This is a genomic window from Tateyamaria omphalii, assembly GCF_001969365.1.
Lineage (GTDB): Bacteria > Pseudomonadota > Alphaproteobacteria > Rhodobacterales > Rhodobacteraceae > Tateyamaria > Tateyamaria omphalii_A.
Map to the genome: position 1 here is coordinate 57,504 of NZ_CP019312.1, position 13,382 is coordinate 70,885.

The window sequence follows — 13,382 nt, forward strand, 5'->3', positions numbered from 1 at the left end:
TTTTTGATTGAGCCGACTTATGCCCAGACCCCTTCCCGCCTTCTCTCTGACCGGCGCGCGCATCCTGCACGACGGGGCGCTGATCGACGCGCCGCTCAGCGTGGCAGAGGGGCGGCTGGTTGACACGGCGCCACGCCAGATTGACCTGTCGGGCTACATGATCCTGCCCGGCATCATTGACCTGCACGGGGACGCGTTCGAACACCACATGGCGCCGCGCCCGTCCGCACCATTCCCCTTTCTGACCGGGCTGACGGGCACCGACCGGGATGCCGCCGCAAACGGCGTGACCACCGCCTGGATGGCCCAAAGCTGGAGCTGGGAAGGCGGCCATCGCGGCCCCGACTATGCCGAGGATTTCCTGAAGGCCCACGCCGCCTACCGCCGCCGGATGCAGACGGACCTGCGGATCCAGATCCGGTGCGAGACGCATACCGTAGATCAACAGGACCGCCTGATCGCGGCCATCCGTGACCACGGCGTCGACTATGTGATCTTCAACAACCACCTGGATGAAGCGGTTGCGCTGGCCGAAACCAAACCCGAAGAGATCGTGTACTGGGCGCGCAAATCCGGGCGCACGGCAGACGAACACATGGCGCGCGTCAATGCCGCGCGCGAACGGGACAAGGATGTACCGCGCTATCTGTGCAACCTTGCGGCGGCCTTTGACCGGATGGGCGTCACCTATGGCAGCCACGATGACCAAGATGCCGCCACCCGCGAACGCTACTCGATGATCGGGGCCAAGATCTGCGAGTTTCCGACCTCGATGAAAGCGGCGGTCGTGGCGCGGACCTGGGGTGACCCGATCCTGATGGGGGCGCCCAATGTGGTGCGGGGCGGCAGCCAGTCTGGTAACATCTCCGCCGCAGTCCTGATTGCCGAGGGCGCGTGCGATGCGCTCGTGTCGGACTACTACTATCCCGCTCTGTCCCAGGCGGCGTTCAAACTGTCGGACAACGGGCTCATGCCGCTGGCCAAGGCGTGGGAGATGATCTCGACCCGACCTGCCGCCATCATGGGGTTGGATGACCGGGGCACGCTCGACAGTGGCAAGCGTGCCGACCTGACCATCATCAACGCGGACACGCGCCAGATCGAAGCGACAATGACGGGCGGGCGCTGGACGCATTTGTGTGGTGAGGTTGCCAGCCGGATCACCGAGACGCCGACGCTTTTGTCAGTGGCCGCCGAATAGGGCGGATCAGGATCCGCCTTACGACTGCGCCCGGTAAGGCGGATCCTGATCCGCCCGGCTTACGCGTATGTGTCCAGAAACGCCTCGGCGCTCAGGCTGCGAAAGTCATCCAGCCGCGCGCGCAAGGTCGCGTGGTCCCAGTCCCACCACGCCAGCGCCATCATCCGGTCGGCCACGCCGGGCGCATAGCGGTCGCGGATCTTGGTGGCCGTCACACCGCCCACGATGGTGTAGGGCGCGACATCCTTGGTCACGATGGCGCCTGACGCGACAACCGCGCCGTGGCCTATGGTGATGTCGGGCTTGATCTGGGCATTGTGGCCGATCCACGTGTCATGCCCCACAAAGGAGCGGCGGGACGCGCGGTGCTGAAACCAGCTGGCGTCGTCCTTGGCATCGTCCCAATAACTTGCGGACCGGTACATGAAATGGTGCAGCGACGCGCGCTCCAGCGGATGGTCCGTGGCGCCGATGCGGACGAAACTGGCGATGTTGGCAAACTTGCCGACCGTCACGTTGGCCAGATCGCAAAACCGGTCGCAATAGCTGTAATCGCCCATCTCGACTTGCGCCAGCCGCGTCCCCTTGCCGATCTCGGTATAGGGTCCAAGCGTTGTGTTCACCGCATCCACATCGTCATGCAGAAACGGCGCTTCGGTCAGTCTGGGCATTCAGTGGCCGCCTTCGTCGCCCTTGATCAGCTTGCGCCGCAGCATACCCGACAACCAGTCCATGAACACCACCATCACGATGATCAGCATGATGTAATAGCTGACCTCTTCCCAGTCCTTCTGGGTGATGATCGCCTGCGTCAGCAAGAGGCCAATGCCGCCGCCCGTGATGGCCCCGATCACCGTGGCCGAACGGGTGTTGGATTCCAGGAAATACAGGATCTGACTGATCAGTACCGGCGTGATCTGCGGGATCACCCCGAAGCGGTAACGCTGGATCGGCTTGGCGCCGGTCGACTGCACGCCCTCGATCTGCTTCTTGTCCACATTCTCCAGCGCTTCGGAAAACAGCTTGCCGAAGGTGCCCGTGTCCGTGATCAGGATCGCCAGCGCGCCGGTCAGCGGCCCGAGGCCAAAGGCGCGGCTCAGGATGATCGTCCAGATCAGCGCATCGACCCCGCGGATAAAGTCAAAGAGCCGCCGCGTCGCCATGCGCACCGCCACCAGCGGCGCAAAGTTGCGCGCCGCCAAAAAGGCCAGCGGCAAGGCCAGGATCGCACCCCCCATCGTGCCGAGGAAGGCCATCAGGATCGTCTCGAAAATCGCCCAGGCCACATCGCCGTGGCGCCACATGTTGTTGTTCCAGAAGTCGCTCGCAATCGCATTTGCCTCACCGCTGAACGCGCGGCCAACAACCTCGCCAAAGCCCATCCCGTGATAGGGGCTGTCGAGGGTGAAAAAGAACAGCTCCCAGCCGACGAAATAGCGGAACACTTCGGTGCGGTTGCGGGTGACCGACAGGCGCCCGGCCTCGGTCGTGACGGCCACGCGGTTCTTCGATGCGTTGATCCAATCGGGGATCTCGTCCGTGGGGTAATTCTGGATCACGCCCTGCGACCGCGACACTTCAAAGGTCATCAGGCCATAGCCCGGCACATCATAGGTCACGCCATTGTTGTCGGGCAGGTAGGTGATGATGTGGCCGTCGCCCAGATCAATGATTGTCTCTTCGCCCAAGGTGACCCAATCGGGGGCCTCCCCATCGGGATAGGCGCCCTTGTTCTCGCCCTCGATGGCGACACGCACATCGCCCGACCGGTTGTCGCGGGTGACGTGGACCTTGTGGCTGTAGGTGTCGGCCACCAGCGCGCGGGCATTGGCCCCGCTCGCCTTTTGCAGCAACTCCGGCACGCCGAAGGCAAAGAACACGTATGTCAGATATGCCAGCACCAGCGCGGGCAGGGCGAATGCAGCCATCCGCTTGCGCGCCATCACGCGGTCGGCGGACCCTTTCAGGTCGGCGGTGTCCAGCATGGTCATCAGCGGCGCTCCGATTTGGACCCGTGGGTCAGGCGGTCACGGTAGTGGCTCGACGTCTGGTCGATCACCACGATGGTCAGGAACAAGAGAACAAAGATGGCCGCCGCCTCGTCATAGCGGCCCTGGCCCCAGGAGATGGCGTTCTTCAGCTCGTAACCCAGGCCACCGGCCCCGACGAAGCCCAGGATGGCCGACGCGCGCACGTTGATCTCGAACCGCAAGAGCGCATAGCTCAGCCAGTTCGGCGCCACCTGCGGCACCACGCCCAAGGCCATCTTCTGGCCCCATGTAGCCCCGACGGAGGCGAGGCCGTCGAGGGGTTTCAGATCGGCGTTCTCGTTCACTTCTGAAAACAGCTTGCCCAACGCACCGGCAGTGTGGATCGCAATGGCAATCATCGCAGGCACCGGGCCACCGCCCAGGATAAAGATCAAAACCAGCGCTACCACGATCTCGGGGATGGCGCGGCTGATGTCCATGATGCGGCGAAAGACGGGGATCAGGACAGGAAACCGGGCCATGCCTCGGGTCGCCAGCAGGGACAGGAAAATGGCGGCCAACGCACCCAGCAGCGTGGCGGCGGCGGCGATGTTCACCGTCTCGACCAGCGCAGGAAAGAAGGTCACGAAATGGCCGGGAAATTCGGCCAGCTTGCCGCTGGCTTCGATCACCAGCTCGGATGGGTAGTCAAAGAAATTGTCGATGCCGCCCCAGAACGACCCGGCATTGCGCCCGCCCGCCACGGAAAACCCGGCGACCATCAGCGCAATGAAAATCAACAGCAGAACAAGGGAATACAGACGCTTCTGGCGCGTCAGCGCCATATACTGGTCGTGAATGCCGCCCAGATCGCGCGCGCTTGCGGTCGTCTCTGTCATACCCATATCCCCAATAAATTACCGGGCCCCCAGAAGCTGAGGACCCGGCAGAAGCGTTCTTAAATTAGTTGGACTTGGCTTTACGTGCTTCAATCACGGACACATACGCCTCGTGGGTGATCGGGTCGAAGCCCAGGCTCTCACCGGCCGAGATGGAGTATGTGCAGTCCTTGTCAGTGTCGAACATGTTGTCGACCAGCGCGATCATGGTTGCCTTGACGTCCTCGGGCAGGTCCTTGCGCAGAACGATGGGGCCCTCGGGGATGGGCTTGGACTTCCAGATCTCAACCAGGTCGTTCATGTCGATCAGACCCGCGTCCACAGCCTTGCGCAGCGCGCCGGAGTTGTAGCCGTCTTCCCATGCGCCCTGGCCGTCGGCCCAGGTCACGCCGGCGTCGATGTCGCCGTTGTTGACCGCAACGATGGTCTGTTCGTGGCCGCCGGTGAATTTGACTTCGCCGAAATAGTCACCGGATTCCATGGTGATCTCGGCTGCTTCCTGCGGGATCTCAATGGACGGGATCAGGTAGCCGGAGGTCGAGTTGGGGTCGCCAAAGCCGAACACCTTGCCTTCCATCTCGTCCAGGTTGGTGATGCCGCTGTCGGCGCGGGCAAAGCCGATCGAGTGGTAGCCGTAGGAGCCATCCAGGTTGATCTTGACCAGCACGGGCTCAACCGCGTCGGGGTTTTGCAGATAGGTCGCCGCATAGGACGACGCACCCAGCCACGCCATGTCCAGCGTGCCGCCCACCAGGCCCTGGATCACACCGGCATAGTCGGCAGGGGCGAACAGCTTGGTTTCAACACCCAGCGCTTCCTCGGTGTAGGCGCGCAGGCACTCGTTCGAGTTCAGGCGGTCCTGGGCGTTTTCCCCACCCAGCAGGCCGATGCGGAACTCGGTGATCGCGTGGCCGTCCGCCATGGCGGCAGTGGTCAGCGCGGTTGTTGCCAAAGCGGCAGCGATGATCTTTTTCATGTGTCTCTCCGTTGGAACGAAAAAGCCCCGACGCGGGTGCGCATCGAGGGTGAAGGTCAGACGTAGGCCTCGGCCTCCATCTTGGCTTTTTCCTGGGCGTCCAGTGTCTCGATCTCTGTCGAGGTGGCGCTTTCGGAAAACTCTTCGCCCGCGCCATAAATCTCGCGGGCCATGTCTGTTGTCAGCTTGTCGGGTGTCGCGTCGAACACGATGCGCCCGGCGCGCATTCCGATGACCCGGTCGCAATAGCGACGGGCGGTATCTAGGGTGTGCAGGTTGGCGATGACCATGCGGCCATCTTCCTCATGAATGCGGCGCAGGGCCTGCATGACGACCTGCGCATTCATCGGGTCGAGCGATGCGATGGGCTCGTCCGCCAGAATGATCTTGGGGTCCTGCATCAGCGCACGGGCTATGGCCACGCGCTGTTGCTGGCCGCCGGACAGGGCCTCGGCCCGCTTGGGCGCGTGTTCGGCAATGCCCAGCCGGTCCAGGATGTCGATGGCGCGGTGGATGTCTTCGGTCGGATACAGGTTGAACAGCGTCGCTAGCGTCGAGCGGCGATTGAGCGTTCCGTGCAGCACGTTCGACACCACATCCATGCGCGGGACAAGGTTGAACTGCTGGAAAATCATGGCGCACTGGCTTTGCCACGCGCGCTTGGCCGATCCTTTCAGGGCGGTGATCTCCTGCCCGTCGAAATGGATCGCGCCCGATGTGTGATCGGTCAGCCGGTTCAGCATCCGCAGCAGGGTCGATTTACCCGCACCCGACCGGCCAATGATGCCGATCATCTGCGGTTCGGCCACCTCAATGCTGGCCGCATCCACGGCAACATTCTGGCCAAATGCCTTGGTCAGTTCTTCGATCCTGAGCATTCCATCCCCCGGCTTGCACGGGGCGGGTATCGGGTGGATTGGATTCGGAAATGTATCAGTTATGCGAAGATTTTGTGACGACGCCACGCGGCGGGCCAGCGCCTCCCGCATGGCGTGTATGGCCGGGTAAATCAAGGGGGACGCGGCCTGACTGGCCGACATTTCGAGCGACGCAAAGATCGGCGGGCTGCTGCTTGGAAAGGGCGGACTGCCTCAAATTGCGGTCACAAAAGCCGCAGCCCGTCGAGGTCACCAGACGCGTCCCGCAGTGGCGCTGCGAAACAGTGCACTGGCGAAAGAACAGCGCGGTTGCGTGCGGGAATTGATAGGGATGGTGCTGCTGGAGAGAATTGAACCAGCGTGCCGCAAAGCGGCGCGCGTCGGTCCGACAGGGTATCGACGCAGTCGATGCACGAGAGGACCCCGCACTCAGCGTGGCTGCGCCAGCCAATGCGCATGAGTCGCGAGCAGGCATTGGCCAATCTGGGCAAGCATGTCATCGGGCAGAGGAACCGTGGTGCTGCTGGAGAGAATTGAACCAGCGTGCCGCAAAGCGGCGCGCGTCGGTCCGGCAGGGTATCGACGCAGTCGATGCACGAGAGGACCCCTGCACTCAGCGCAGCCCGAAGGGGATGCGCGTAAGTCGAGACCTGGCATTGGCCAATCTGGGCAAGCATGTCATCGGGCAGAGGAACCGTGGTGCTGCTGGAGAGAATTGAACTCTCGACCTCTCCCTTACCAAGGGAGTGCTCTACCTCTGAGCTACAGCAGCATCGTGCGCGGCGGGATAGACCCAAATGCACACCCATGCAAGCCCATTCTGGACGCCAAATGCCCCCTGCGGTACAGAAGCGGCATGGCAGATAAATCCCCTCCCAAGCCCAAGGCGCAGGATGACCGCGACGCGCGGCTCAAACAGGCGCTCAAGGCCAACATGGCCAAGCGCAAGGCGCAGGCACGGGCGCGGGCAGAGGCAGGCAAAAAGCAGGAGCAGGACAATGGATAGCATTTTGGTCAAGGGCGGCGGCGCCCTCAACGGGCAGATCCCCATCGCGGGGGCCAAGAACGCCTGCCTGACGCTGATGCCCGCCACATTGCTCAGTGACGAGCCGCTGACACTGACCAACGCGCCGCGGCTCAGCGACATCAAGACGATGACCCAACTGCTCGTGTCTCTGGGGGCCGAGGTCACCTCGCTGCAGGACGGCAAGGTGCTGGCCATGTCCACCCATGGCGATATCAACACCCGCGCGGAATATGACATCGTGCGCAAGATGCGGGCGTCCAACCTTGTGCTCGGCCCACTTCTGGCCCGCGAGGGGCACGCCGAAGTGTCGCTGCCCGGCGGTTGCGCCATCGGCGCGCGGCCCATGGACATCCACACCGACGGCCTGACGAAGATGGGGGCCGAGATCGACCTGCGCGACGGCTACCTCCACGCCAAGGCGGACGGCGGCAAGCTCAAAGGGGCTGTGATCGACTTCCCCTTCGCCTCGGTGGGCGCCACCGAAAACATCATGATGGCCGCAACGCTCGCCAAGGGCACGACAGTGATCAACAACGCCGCGCGCGAGCCGGAGATTGTGGATCTCGCTACCTGCCTGCGGGCCATGGGCGCGCAGATCGACGGGGACGGCACGTCGACGATCACCATCGAAGGGGTCGACAGGCTGCACGGCGCCACCCACCGCGTGGTGACGGACCGGATCGAACTGGGCACCTATATGCTGGCGCCGGCGATGTGCGGCGGCGAGGTGGAGCTTTTGGGCGGCAAGATCGACCTCGTGGGCGCCTTCTGTGAAAAGCTGGACGCGGCAGGGATCAACGTCGAAGAGACGGACAAGGGCCTGAAAGTCGCGCGCAAGAACGGGCGCATCCGCGCCGTGGACGTGACAACCGAACCCTTTCCCGGCTTCCCGACGGACCTGCAGGCGCAGATGATGGCGCTTCTGTGCACCGCCGAAGGGACCTCGGTGCTCGAGGAAAGGATCTTTGAAAACCGGTTCATGCACGCGCCCGAACTGGTGCGCATGGGCGCCGACATCGACGTGCAGGGCGGCACGGCCACGGTCACGGGCGTGGACAAGCTCAAGGGCGCGCCAGTGATGGCGACGGACCTGCGGGCGAGCGTCAGCCTGATCCTCGCCGGGCTTGCGGCCGAAGGCGAAACAAAGGTCGCGCGGGTCTATCACCTCGATCGCGGCTATGAACATGTCGTGCGCAAACTGTCGGGCGTGGGCGCCAATATCGAACGGATCGCGGGGGACTGATGCAGGACGCACGGTTTGAAGACGGGCGCGAGGCGCCCCTGAACCTTGGTGCGCTGGATGTGGACGACCTACGGGTCATCTCGTCGCTGGCGCAGGATGCTGTGTTTCCGGTCACGGAAATGACCTGGGACCGCAAGGCGCACCGCTTCGGCCTACTGCTCAACCGGTTCCGGTGGGAAGATGCCGGCACGGCGCGACACGCGCCCGAACGGGTGCAATCCGTGCTGGCCTTCGACACGGTCCTGCGGGTGGCAAGCCAGGGCGTGGACCGGTCGGACAAGGACGTGATCCTGTCGCTCCTGTCTGTCACATTCGAGGCGGGCGAGGACGGCGGCGGCGACATCCTCCTGACGCTGGCCGGGGACGGCGCGATCCGCCTGACGGTCGAGGCGATCGAGGCGACGCTCAAGGACGTGACCAGACCCTACAAGGCGCCGTCGAAATCCGTGCCCACGCACGATGACTGACCCGGTCGTGCGCCGGCTCACCGGCGCGGATGCGGCGGAGTGGCGCGCGCTCCGGCTCGAAGCGCTGGCGACCTATCCGCAAGCCTTCCTGACCACCCATGACGAGGCGGCGGCGGTGCCGATGGATACCATCGCGGAGCGACTTCAGACGGGCCACAGCTATGGCGTGTTCGTCGGCTCCGCTCTGGTGGGCATCGGCAGTCTGATCCCCCAGACAAAGGCGCAAACCAGACACCGGGCGGAACTGGGCGCGTTCTTTGTCCAGCCCGGGGCGCAAGGCAGCGGGGCGGCGATGGCGCTGCTTGACGGCATCGCCGCAAGCGCCGCCGATCTGGGCATCCGCCAGATGGAGTTGTTCGTGGCCGCCAGCAACGCGCGCGCCATCGCCTTCTACACCCGCGCAGGCTTTGTCGAAGTCGGGCGCATCCCCAACGCAACCCTCAGCGACGGCGTGGCCGAAACCGACCTGATCCTGCTGCGCGACCTGTCGTAAGGCGGATCCCGATCCGCCGGGCGCACGGGCACGTGCGCCTTACGATTGGCCGCCCGCCCTTGAGCCTGCCCAATGCCCCCGCTATGTCCCCCCGGGAACCCGGAAAGGACGCGCATGCCCCAGTTTCTCGACCACGCGGATCCCGATTTTGAAACGCGCTTCACCGCGCTGCTCACTGCCAAGCGCGAGGACAGCCCGGATGTGGACGCCACCGTGGCCGATATCATCGCGGATGTGCGCGCGCGCGGTGACGCGGCGGTGATCGCGTTGACGCAAAAATTCGACCGGATCACCCTGACGCCGGACACCTTGCGCATCAGCGCCGATGAGGTGGCGCAGGCCATCGAAGAAGTTAGCGCCGAAGACCGCGCCGCCCTGGAACTGGCCGCGGACCGCATCCGCGCCTACCACGCCCGGCAGATGCCCGAAGACGCCCAATGGACAGACGCGGCAGGCGCCACGCTCGGCTGGCGCTGGACGCCGGTGTCGGCGGCGGGGCTTTACGTGCCGGGCGGGCTGGCCAGCTACCCGTCCTCGGTTCTGATGAACGCGATCCCGGCCAAGGTCGCAGGCGTCGGGCGGCTCGCCATCACCGTGCCGACGCCAGACGGCGTGATCAACCCGCTCGTGCTGCTCGCGGCCCAGCTTGCGGGCGTGGACGAGATCTACCGCATCGGCGGCGCGCAAGCCGTCGCGGCCCTTGCCTATGGCACCGACACCATCGCGCCGGTGGACAAGATCACCGGCCCCGGAAACGCCTTTGTCGCCGCCGCCAAGCGGCGCGTCTTCGGCAAGGTCGGCATCGACATGATCGCGGGTCCGTCGGAGATTCTTGTCATCGCAGATGGCGACAATGATCCCGACTGGATCGCCCTTGATCTGCTCAGCCAGGCCGAACACGACGAAAGCGCGCAATCGCTTTTGATCACGACCGATGCAGATTTTGGCCGCGCCGTGGCGGACGCCGTGAACACCCGGCTCGAAACGCTTGAGCGTCGCGCGATTGCAGGCGCGAGCTGGCGCGATTTTGGCGCGATCCTCACCGTGCCAGACCTCGACACCGCTGTCGCCCTGTCTGACCGCATCGCCCCCGAACATCTCGAGCTGTGCGTGGCTGACCCGGTCGCCTTGTCGGACAAGATCACCCATGCCGGCGCCATCTTCCTCGGCCAGTGGACGCCCGAGGCCATCGGCGACTATATCGGTGGCCCTAACCACGTGTTGCCCACCGCCCGTTCGGCGCGCTTCTCCTCCGGCCTGTCGGTGATGGATTTCGTCAAGCGCACGACGTTGGCGCAGATGACGCCCGATGCCCTGCGCGCCATCGGTCCGGGGGCCGCGCGGCTGGCGGCGTCCGAGAGCCTTGAGGCGCATGGGCTCTCGGTCACGGCCCGTCTGCGCAAGTTGAACGGTTAGGACTGGGGCTCTGCCCCAGACCCCGAAGTATTTTCAGCCAGAAGAAGGGGCATATTGGCGCTTGGGAAATGAAGCCTGTGCCATTGTGTTGCCCGCGCCCAGACCCTAAGCATTGCGAAAGATTGTTTCGTTTGCCAAAGGCCCGGTGCGATGACCCGTATTGCCCGCATTACCCTCGATGATGCCAACCTGCCGCCCCCCACGCCCGAGATCGAGCAGGAGCGCAAGGTGGCCATGTTCGACCTGTTGGAGGACAACACCTTTGTCCTGCCGGGCCGCGACGGCCGGGACGTGCCCGCAGGCCCCTACCATGTGGGCCTGTCGATCCGCGACAAGCGCCTTGTGTTCGATGTGCTGACCGAAGCCGATGAGCGCGCCGCGGAGTTCCACCTGTCCCTTGGCCCCTTCCGTCAGGTCGTGAAGGATTACTTCCAGATCTGCGAAAGCTATTTCGAGGCGGTCAAGAAGCTGCCCCCCAGCCAGATCGAGACCATCGACATGGCCCGCCGCGGCATCCACAACGAGGGCAGCCGGGTGCTGCAGGAGCGGCTCGAGGGCAAGGCCGAGGTCGACACCGACACCGCCCGCCGCCTCTTTACCCTGATCTGCGTGCTGCATTTCGGCGGATAGATGACCGAAACCCTGCCGCAATCCATCCTGTTTTGCTGCGACCACAACGCGGTCCGCTCTCCCATGGCCGAGGGCATCATGAAGAAATTCTACGGCACGGGCACCTATGTCCAGTCCGTGGGCGTCAAGAACGACATGGAGATCGACGGCTTTTCCATCGCGGTCTGCCAGGAACTGGGTGTCGAGCTGAGCCGCCACCGCTCGCGCAGCTTTGACGAGATGGAGGAGTGGGGCGACGACCTCAGTTCCTTTGATCTCGTGGTGGCGCTCAGCCCGGCCAGCCAGCGCCGCGCGCTCGAGTTGACGCGCTATTTTCACCTCGAGGTCGAATACTGGCCCATCCTCGACCCCACAGGCCTGGGCGAAACGCGCGAGGCCAAGCTGGAAAGCTACCGTGCGGCGCGTGACCAGATTATAAAGCGGCTCACCGACCGGTGGGGCGGCGCAAGGGAGGATACCTGATGGACGTGGTGCACCGCTATTTCGACGCGTTCAACACAGGCGACATCGACGCCATGCTCGACTGCCTGACCGACGACATCGCCCATCACGTGAACGAAGGGCAGGTGCGCACCGGCAAGGGACTGTTCCGCGACTTCTGCCAGCACATGAGCCGCTGCTACGCCGAACAGTTGACGGACATGGTTGTCTTCGCCACCCCCGACGGCACGCGGGCGGCGGCGGAGTACATCGTCAACGGCACCTATCTGCACACCGACGCCGGCCTGCCCGCGGCAAAGGGCCAGATCTACCGCCTGCCTGCCGGGTCGTTCTTTGACCTGCGCGCAGGCCAGATCGCCCGCGTCACCACCTACTACAATCTCGCCGACTGGATCCGACAGGTCGGGGCATGAGGGTCAAAACGCTCACCGGGCCCGACATCGCCGACGCGCTTGATGATGTGGCCCGGCTGCGGCTGGCCGTGTTCCGGGACTGGCCCTATCTCTACGAGGGCGACTTCACCTACGAACGCCGCTACCTCGAGGTCTATGAACAAAGCAACCGGGCCGTGGTCGTGGCCCTGTACGATGGCGACTGGATGGTGGGCGCAGCGACGGCGGCCCCGCTCACGGAACATGCGGACGCGTTCTTCGAGGCGTTCGCCGGGACCACCATCAACATCGACACCTGCTTTTACTGCGGCGAAAGCGTCCTCCTGCCCCGGTTCCGGGGACAGGGCTACGGGCACGCCTTCTTTGATGTGCGCGAGGGCCATGCGCTGGCCAAAGGCTACCGTCAGATGTGCTTTGCCTCGGTGGTGCGCCCCCCGGACCACCCGCTGAAACCCGCCGCCTACCGCTCGCTCGAGCCGTTCTGGGAAGGGCGCGGCTACACCCGGATGCCCGGCGTGATCGCCCATTTCCCCTGGAAAGACGTCGATCAGCCGGTCGAGACGGACAAGCCCCTGCAGTTCTGGATCAAGGACCTGTAGGTCAGGTGCACTGCCGCGCGGCACTGTCGCCATAGGCCTTCCAGCGGGTCCAGAACCGCTCGTCCGTGGGCCTGTCGGACTGGCGCACCTCCTGGGCCTGCTGCGGATTGCTGAAGAACCCGGCACCCCGGCGCTGCTCATCCCCGCGCAAGGACTGGTTGGCCACGGCCTGCACACAGCCGCATCGCGCGCGGCTGGCCTGGCTCCGTCCCCCGCTGCGGCAGGCGGCATAGATCGGGCCAGTGGCAAACAGGACGGCATTGCCCGGCACGGCGCGCGTGCTGGAATAGGAAGAGCCGCCGCCACATGCGCTCAGGCCCAACATGGCGGCACCCGCCAGGATCGTGATCGAGAATCTCATGGTTCTGCTCGTGTCTGCTTTGGCGGGTTGTCCCGCTCTGGATGGATCAAACTATGCCGCAAGCGGATTGCAAGGGCAATTCACACCCGCGTGGCATGGCCAGGCTGGGTCCACGGCTTTTTACGGAAAAACCCCGCCGACGCACGCGCCCTTGATTTGACCGAACTCACCCGTCTGGTTATGTGAAGGGCAAAAGAACCGGAGAGCAGACATGACCCGCACCCGCCTGATCCTGTTGGCCATCGTCGCCGCCACAGCGCTTGCCGCCTGCGAAACGGCCAAGGGTTTTGGCCGCGACATCACCCGTGCGGCGGATGCAGTGGACCGGGCGATTTAAGGGCCGCGCCCCAACGCTCAGGCCGTAGGGTGCGCATTCACTGCGCACCGCA

17 protein-coding genes and 1 tRNA gene are annotated in these 13,382 nt (G+C 64.4%); 11 read left to right on the forward strand and 7 right to left on the reverse strand.

Translation table 11 applies throughout. The features are described from left to right. The first annotated feature begins 19 nt into the window (after positions 1 to 19). The gene (locus tag BWR18_RS00295; protein WP_076626126.1) at positions 20 to 1,201 is read left to right on the forward strand and encodes an alpha-D-ribose 1-methylphosphonate 5-triphosphate diphosphatase; all 1,182 of its coding nucleotides are present in this window, start codon (positions 20 to 22) and stop codon (positions 1,199 to 1,201) included. Positions 1,202 to 1,260: 59 nt separating this feature from the next. Here BWR18_RS00295 and BWR18_RS00300 read toward each other — a convergent pair whose 3' ends face one another. The 6 genes from BWR18_RS00300 to BWR18_RS00325 form a co-directional block, all read right to left on the reverse strand. Further along, positions 1,261 to 1,872: a chloramphenicol acetyltransferase gene (locus BWR18_RS00300; RefSeq protein WP_076626127.1), complete on the reverse strand. Its 612-nt coding sequence runs from the start codon at positions 1,870 to 1,872 to the stop codon at positions 1,261 to 1,263. After that, positions 1,873 to 3,192 carry a phosphonate ABC transporter, permease protein PhnE gene (phnE, locus tag BWR18_RS00305; RefSeq protein ID WP_076626128.1) on the reverse strand — a complete coding sequence of 440 codons (1,320 nt, stop codon included), beginning with the start codon at positions 3,190 to 3,192 and terminating at the stop codon, positions 1,873 to 1,875. Next, positions 3,192 to 4,070, reverse strand: coding sequence for a phosphonate ABC transporter, permease protein PhnE (phnE, locus tag BWR18_RS00310; protein WP_076626129.1), 879 nt, complete (start codon positions 4,068 to 4,070; stop codon positions 3,192 to 3,194). The genes phnE (BWR18_RS00305) and phnE (BWR18_RS00310) overlap by 1 nt, the downstream gene beginning before the upstream one ends. A gap of 64 nt (positions 4,071 to 4,134) precedes the next feature. After that, the gene (phnD, locus tag BWR18_RS00315) at positions 4,135 to 5,046 is read right to left on the reverse strand and encodes a phosphonate ABC transporter substrate-binding protein (protein ID WP_076626130.1); all 912 of its coding nucleotides are present in this window, start codon (positions 5,044 to 5,046) and stop codon (positions 4,135 to 4,137) included. Between the two features lie 56 nt (positions 5,047 to 5,102). Continuing rightward, positions 5,103 to 5,924, reverse strand: a complete 822-nt coding sequence (phnC, locus tag BWR18_RS00320; RefSeq protein ID WP_076626131.1) for a phosphonate ABC transporter ATP-binding protein — start codon at positions 5,922 to 5,924, stop codon at positions 5,103 to 5,105. A gap of 697 nt (positions 5,925 to 6,621) precedes the next feature. Continuing rightward, a tRNA-Thr gene (locus BWR18_RS00325) sits at positions 6,622 to 6,696 on the reverse strand. Between the two features lie 84 nt (positions 6,697 to 6,780). Here BWR18_RS00325 and BWR18_RS21500 point away from each other — a divergent pair. The 9 genes from BWR18_RS21500 (at position 6,781) to BWR18_RS00365 (ending at position 12,632) form a co-directional block, all read left to right on the forward strand. Then, positions 6,781 to 6,930 carry a hypothetical protein gene (locus BWR18_RS21500; protein WP_157598608.1) on the forward strand — a complete coding sequence of 50 codons (150 nt, stop codon included), beginning with the start codon at positions 6,781 to 6,783 and terminating at the stop codon, positions 6,928 to 6,930. After that, positions 6,923 to 8,194 (forward strand): UDP-N-acetylglucosamine 1-carboxyvinyltransferase, encoded by a 1,272-nt coding sequence (murA, locus tag BWR18_RS00330; RefSeq protein WP_076626132.1) that lies wholly within the window; start codon positions 6,923 to 6,925, stop codon positions 8,192 to 8,194. Before BWR18_RS21500 ends, murA begins: the two co-directional genes overlap by 8 nt. Further along, positions 8,194 to 8,661: a DUF2948 family protein gene (locus tag BWR18_RS00335; RefSeq protein ID WP_076626133.1), complete on the forward strand. Its 468-nt coding sequence runs from the start codon at positions 8,194 to 8,196 to the stop codon at positions 8,659 to 8,661. Before murA ends, BWR18_RS00335 begins: the two co-directional genes overlap by 1 nt. After that, entirely contained in the window at positions 8,654 to 9,154 is a 501-nt protein-coding gene (locus BWR18_RS00340; protein ID WP_076626134.1) for a GNAT family N-acetyltransferase, read from the forward strand. The genes BWR18_RS00335 and BWR18_RS00340 overlap by 8 nt, the downstream gene beginning before the upstream one ends. Before the next feature lie 114 nt (positions 9,155 to 9,268). After that, positions 9,269 to 10,570 (forward strand): histidinol dehydrogenase, encoded by a 1,302-nt coding sequence (gene hisD / locus BWR18_RS00345; RefSeq protein WP_076626135.1) that lies wholly within the window; start codon positions 9,269 to 9,271, stop codon positions 10,568 to 10,570. 150 nt (positions 10,571 to 10,720) lie between these two features. Beyond that, a complete protein-coding gene (locus BWR18_RS00350; protein ID WP_076626136.1) occupies positions 10,721 to 11,200 on the forward strand; it encodes a UPF0262 family protein in 480 nt (159 codons plus the stop codon). Next, on the forward strand, positions 11,201 to 11,662 hold the full coding sequence (locus BWR18_RS00355; protein WP_076626137.1) for an arsenate-mycothiol transferase ArsC: 462 nt from the start codon (positions 11,201 to 11,203) through the stop codon (positions 11,660 to 11,662). Next, positions 11,662 to 12,054 (forward strand): ketosteroid isomerase-related protein, encoded by a 393-nt coding sequence (locus BWR18_RS00360; protein ID WP_076626138.1) that lies wholly within the window; start codon positions 11,662 to 11,664, stop codon positions 12,052 to 12,054. Before BWR18_RS00355 ends, BWR18_RS00360 begins: the two co-directional genes overlap by 1 nt. Then, positions 12,051 to 12,632, forward strand: coding sequence for a GNAT family N-acetyltransferase (locus BWR18_RS00365; protein WP_076626139.1), 582 nt, complete (start codon positions 12,051 to 12,053; stop codon positions 12,630 to 12,632). The genes BWR18_RS00360 and BWR18_RS00365 overlap by 4 nt, the downstream gene beginning before the upstream one ends. 1 nt (position 12,633) lies before the next feature. On the opposite strand, the gene BWR18_RS00370 is transcribed toward BWR18_RS00365, so the two are convergent. Beyond that, positions 12,634 to 12,993, reverse strand: coding sequence for a hypothetical protein (locus BWR18_RS00370; protein ID WP_076626140.1), 360 nt, complete (start codon positions 12,991 to 12,993; stop codon positions 12,634 to 12,636). A 211-nt stretch (positions 12,994 to 13,204) separates the two neighbouring features. On the opposite strand from BWR18_RS00370, the gene BWR18_RS22240 reads away from it, so the two are divergent. Next, complete coding sequence (locus BWR18_RS22240; RefSeq protein WP_302622825.1) at positions 13,205 to 13,330, forward strand: hypothetical protein; 126 nt, start codon at positions 13,205 to 13,207, stop codon at positions 13,328 to 13,330. The last annotated feature ends 52 nt before the right edge of the window (positions 13,331 to 13,382 follow it).

Excerpts from the sequence above, each read along its gene's own strand:
- BWR18_RS00295 (WP_076626126.1), top strand. The coding sequence starts at position 20 with ATGCCCAGACCCCTTCCCGCCTTCTCTCTGACCGGCGCGCGCATCCTG.
- BWR18_RS00300 (WP_076626127.1), bottom strand. The coding sequence starts at position 1,872 with ATGCCCAGACTGACCGAAGCGCCGTTTCTGCATGACGATGTGGATGCG.
- phnE (WP_076626128.1), bottom strand. The coding sequence starts at position 3,192 with ATGACCATGCTGGACACCGCCGACCTGAAAGGGTCCGCCGACCGCGTG.
- phnE (WP_076626129.1), bottom strand. The coding sequence starts at position 4,070 with ATGACAGAGACGACCGCAAGCGCGCGCGATCTGGGCGGCATTCACGAC.
- phnD (WP_076626130.1), bottom strand. The coding sequence starts at position 5,046 with ATGAAAAAGATCATCGCTGCCGCTTTGGCAACAACCGCGCTGACCACT.
- phnC (WP_076626131.1), bottom strand. The coding sequence starts at position 5,924 with ATGCTCAGGATCGAAGAACTGACCAAGGCATTTGGCCAGAATGTTGCC.
- BWR18_RS21500 (WP_157598608.1), top strand. The coding sequence starts at position 6,781 with ATGGCAGATAAATCCCCTCCCAAGCCCAAGGCGCAGGATGACCGCGAC.
- murA (WP_076626132.1), top strand. The coding sequence starts at position 6,923 with ATGGATAGCATTTTGGTCAAGGGCGGCGGCGCCCTCAACGGGCAGATC.
- BWR18_RS00335 (WP_076626133.1), top strand. The coding sequence starts at position 8,194 with ATGCAGGACGCACGGTTTGAAGACGGGCGCGAGGCGCCCCTGAACCTT.
- BWR18_RS00340 (WP_076626134.1), top strand. The coding sequence starts at position 8,654 with ATGACTGACCCGGTCGTGCGCCGGCTCACCGGCGCGGATGCGGCGGAG.
- hisD (WP_076626135.1), top strand. The coding sequence starts at position 9,269 with ATGCCCCAGTTTCTCGACCACGCGGATCCCGATTTTGAAACGCGCTTC.
- BWR18_RS00350 (WP_076626136.1), top strand. The coding sequence starts at position 10,721 with ATGACCCGTATTGCCCGCATTACCCTCGATGATGCCAACCTGCCGCCC.
- BWR18_RS00355 (WP_076626137.1), top strand. The coding sequence starts at position 11,201 with ATGACCGAAACCCTGCCGCAATCCATCCTGTTTTGCTGCGACCACAAC.
- BWR18_RS00360 (WP_076626138.1), top strand. The coding sequence starts at position 11,662 with ATGGACGTGGTGCACCGCTATTTCGACGCGTTCAACACAGGCGACATC.
- BWR18_RS00365 (WP_076626139.1), top strand. The coding sequence starts at position 12,051 with ATGAGGGTCAAAACGCTCACCGGGCCCGACATCGCCGACGCGCTTGAT.
- BWR18_RS00370 (WP_076626140.1), bottom strand. The coding sequence starts at position 12,993 with ATGAGATTCTCGATCACGATCCTGGCGGGTGCCGCCATGTTGGGCCTG.
- BWR18_RS22240 (WP_302622825.1), top strand. The coding sequence starts at position 13,205 with ATGACCCGCACCCGCCTGATCCTGTTGGCCATCGTCGCCGCCACAGCG.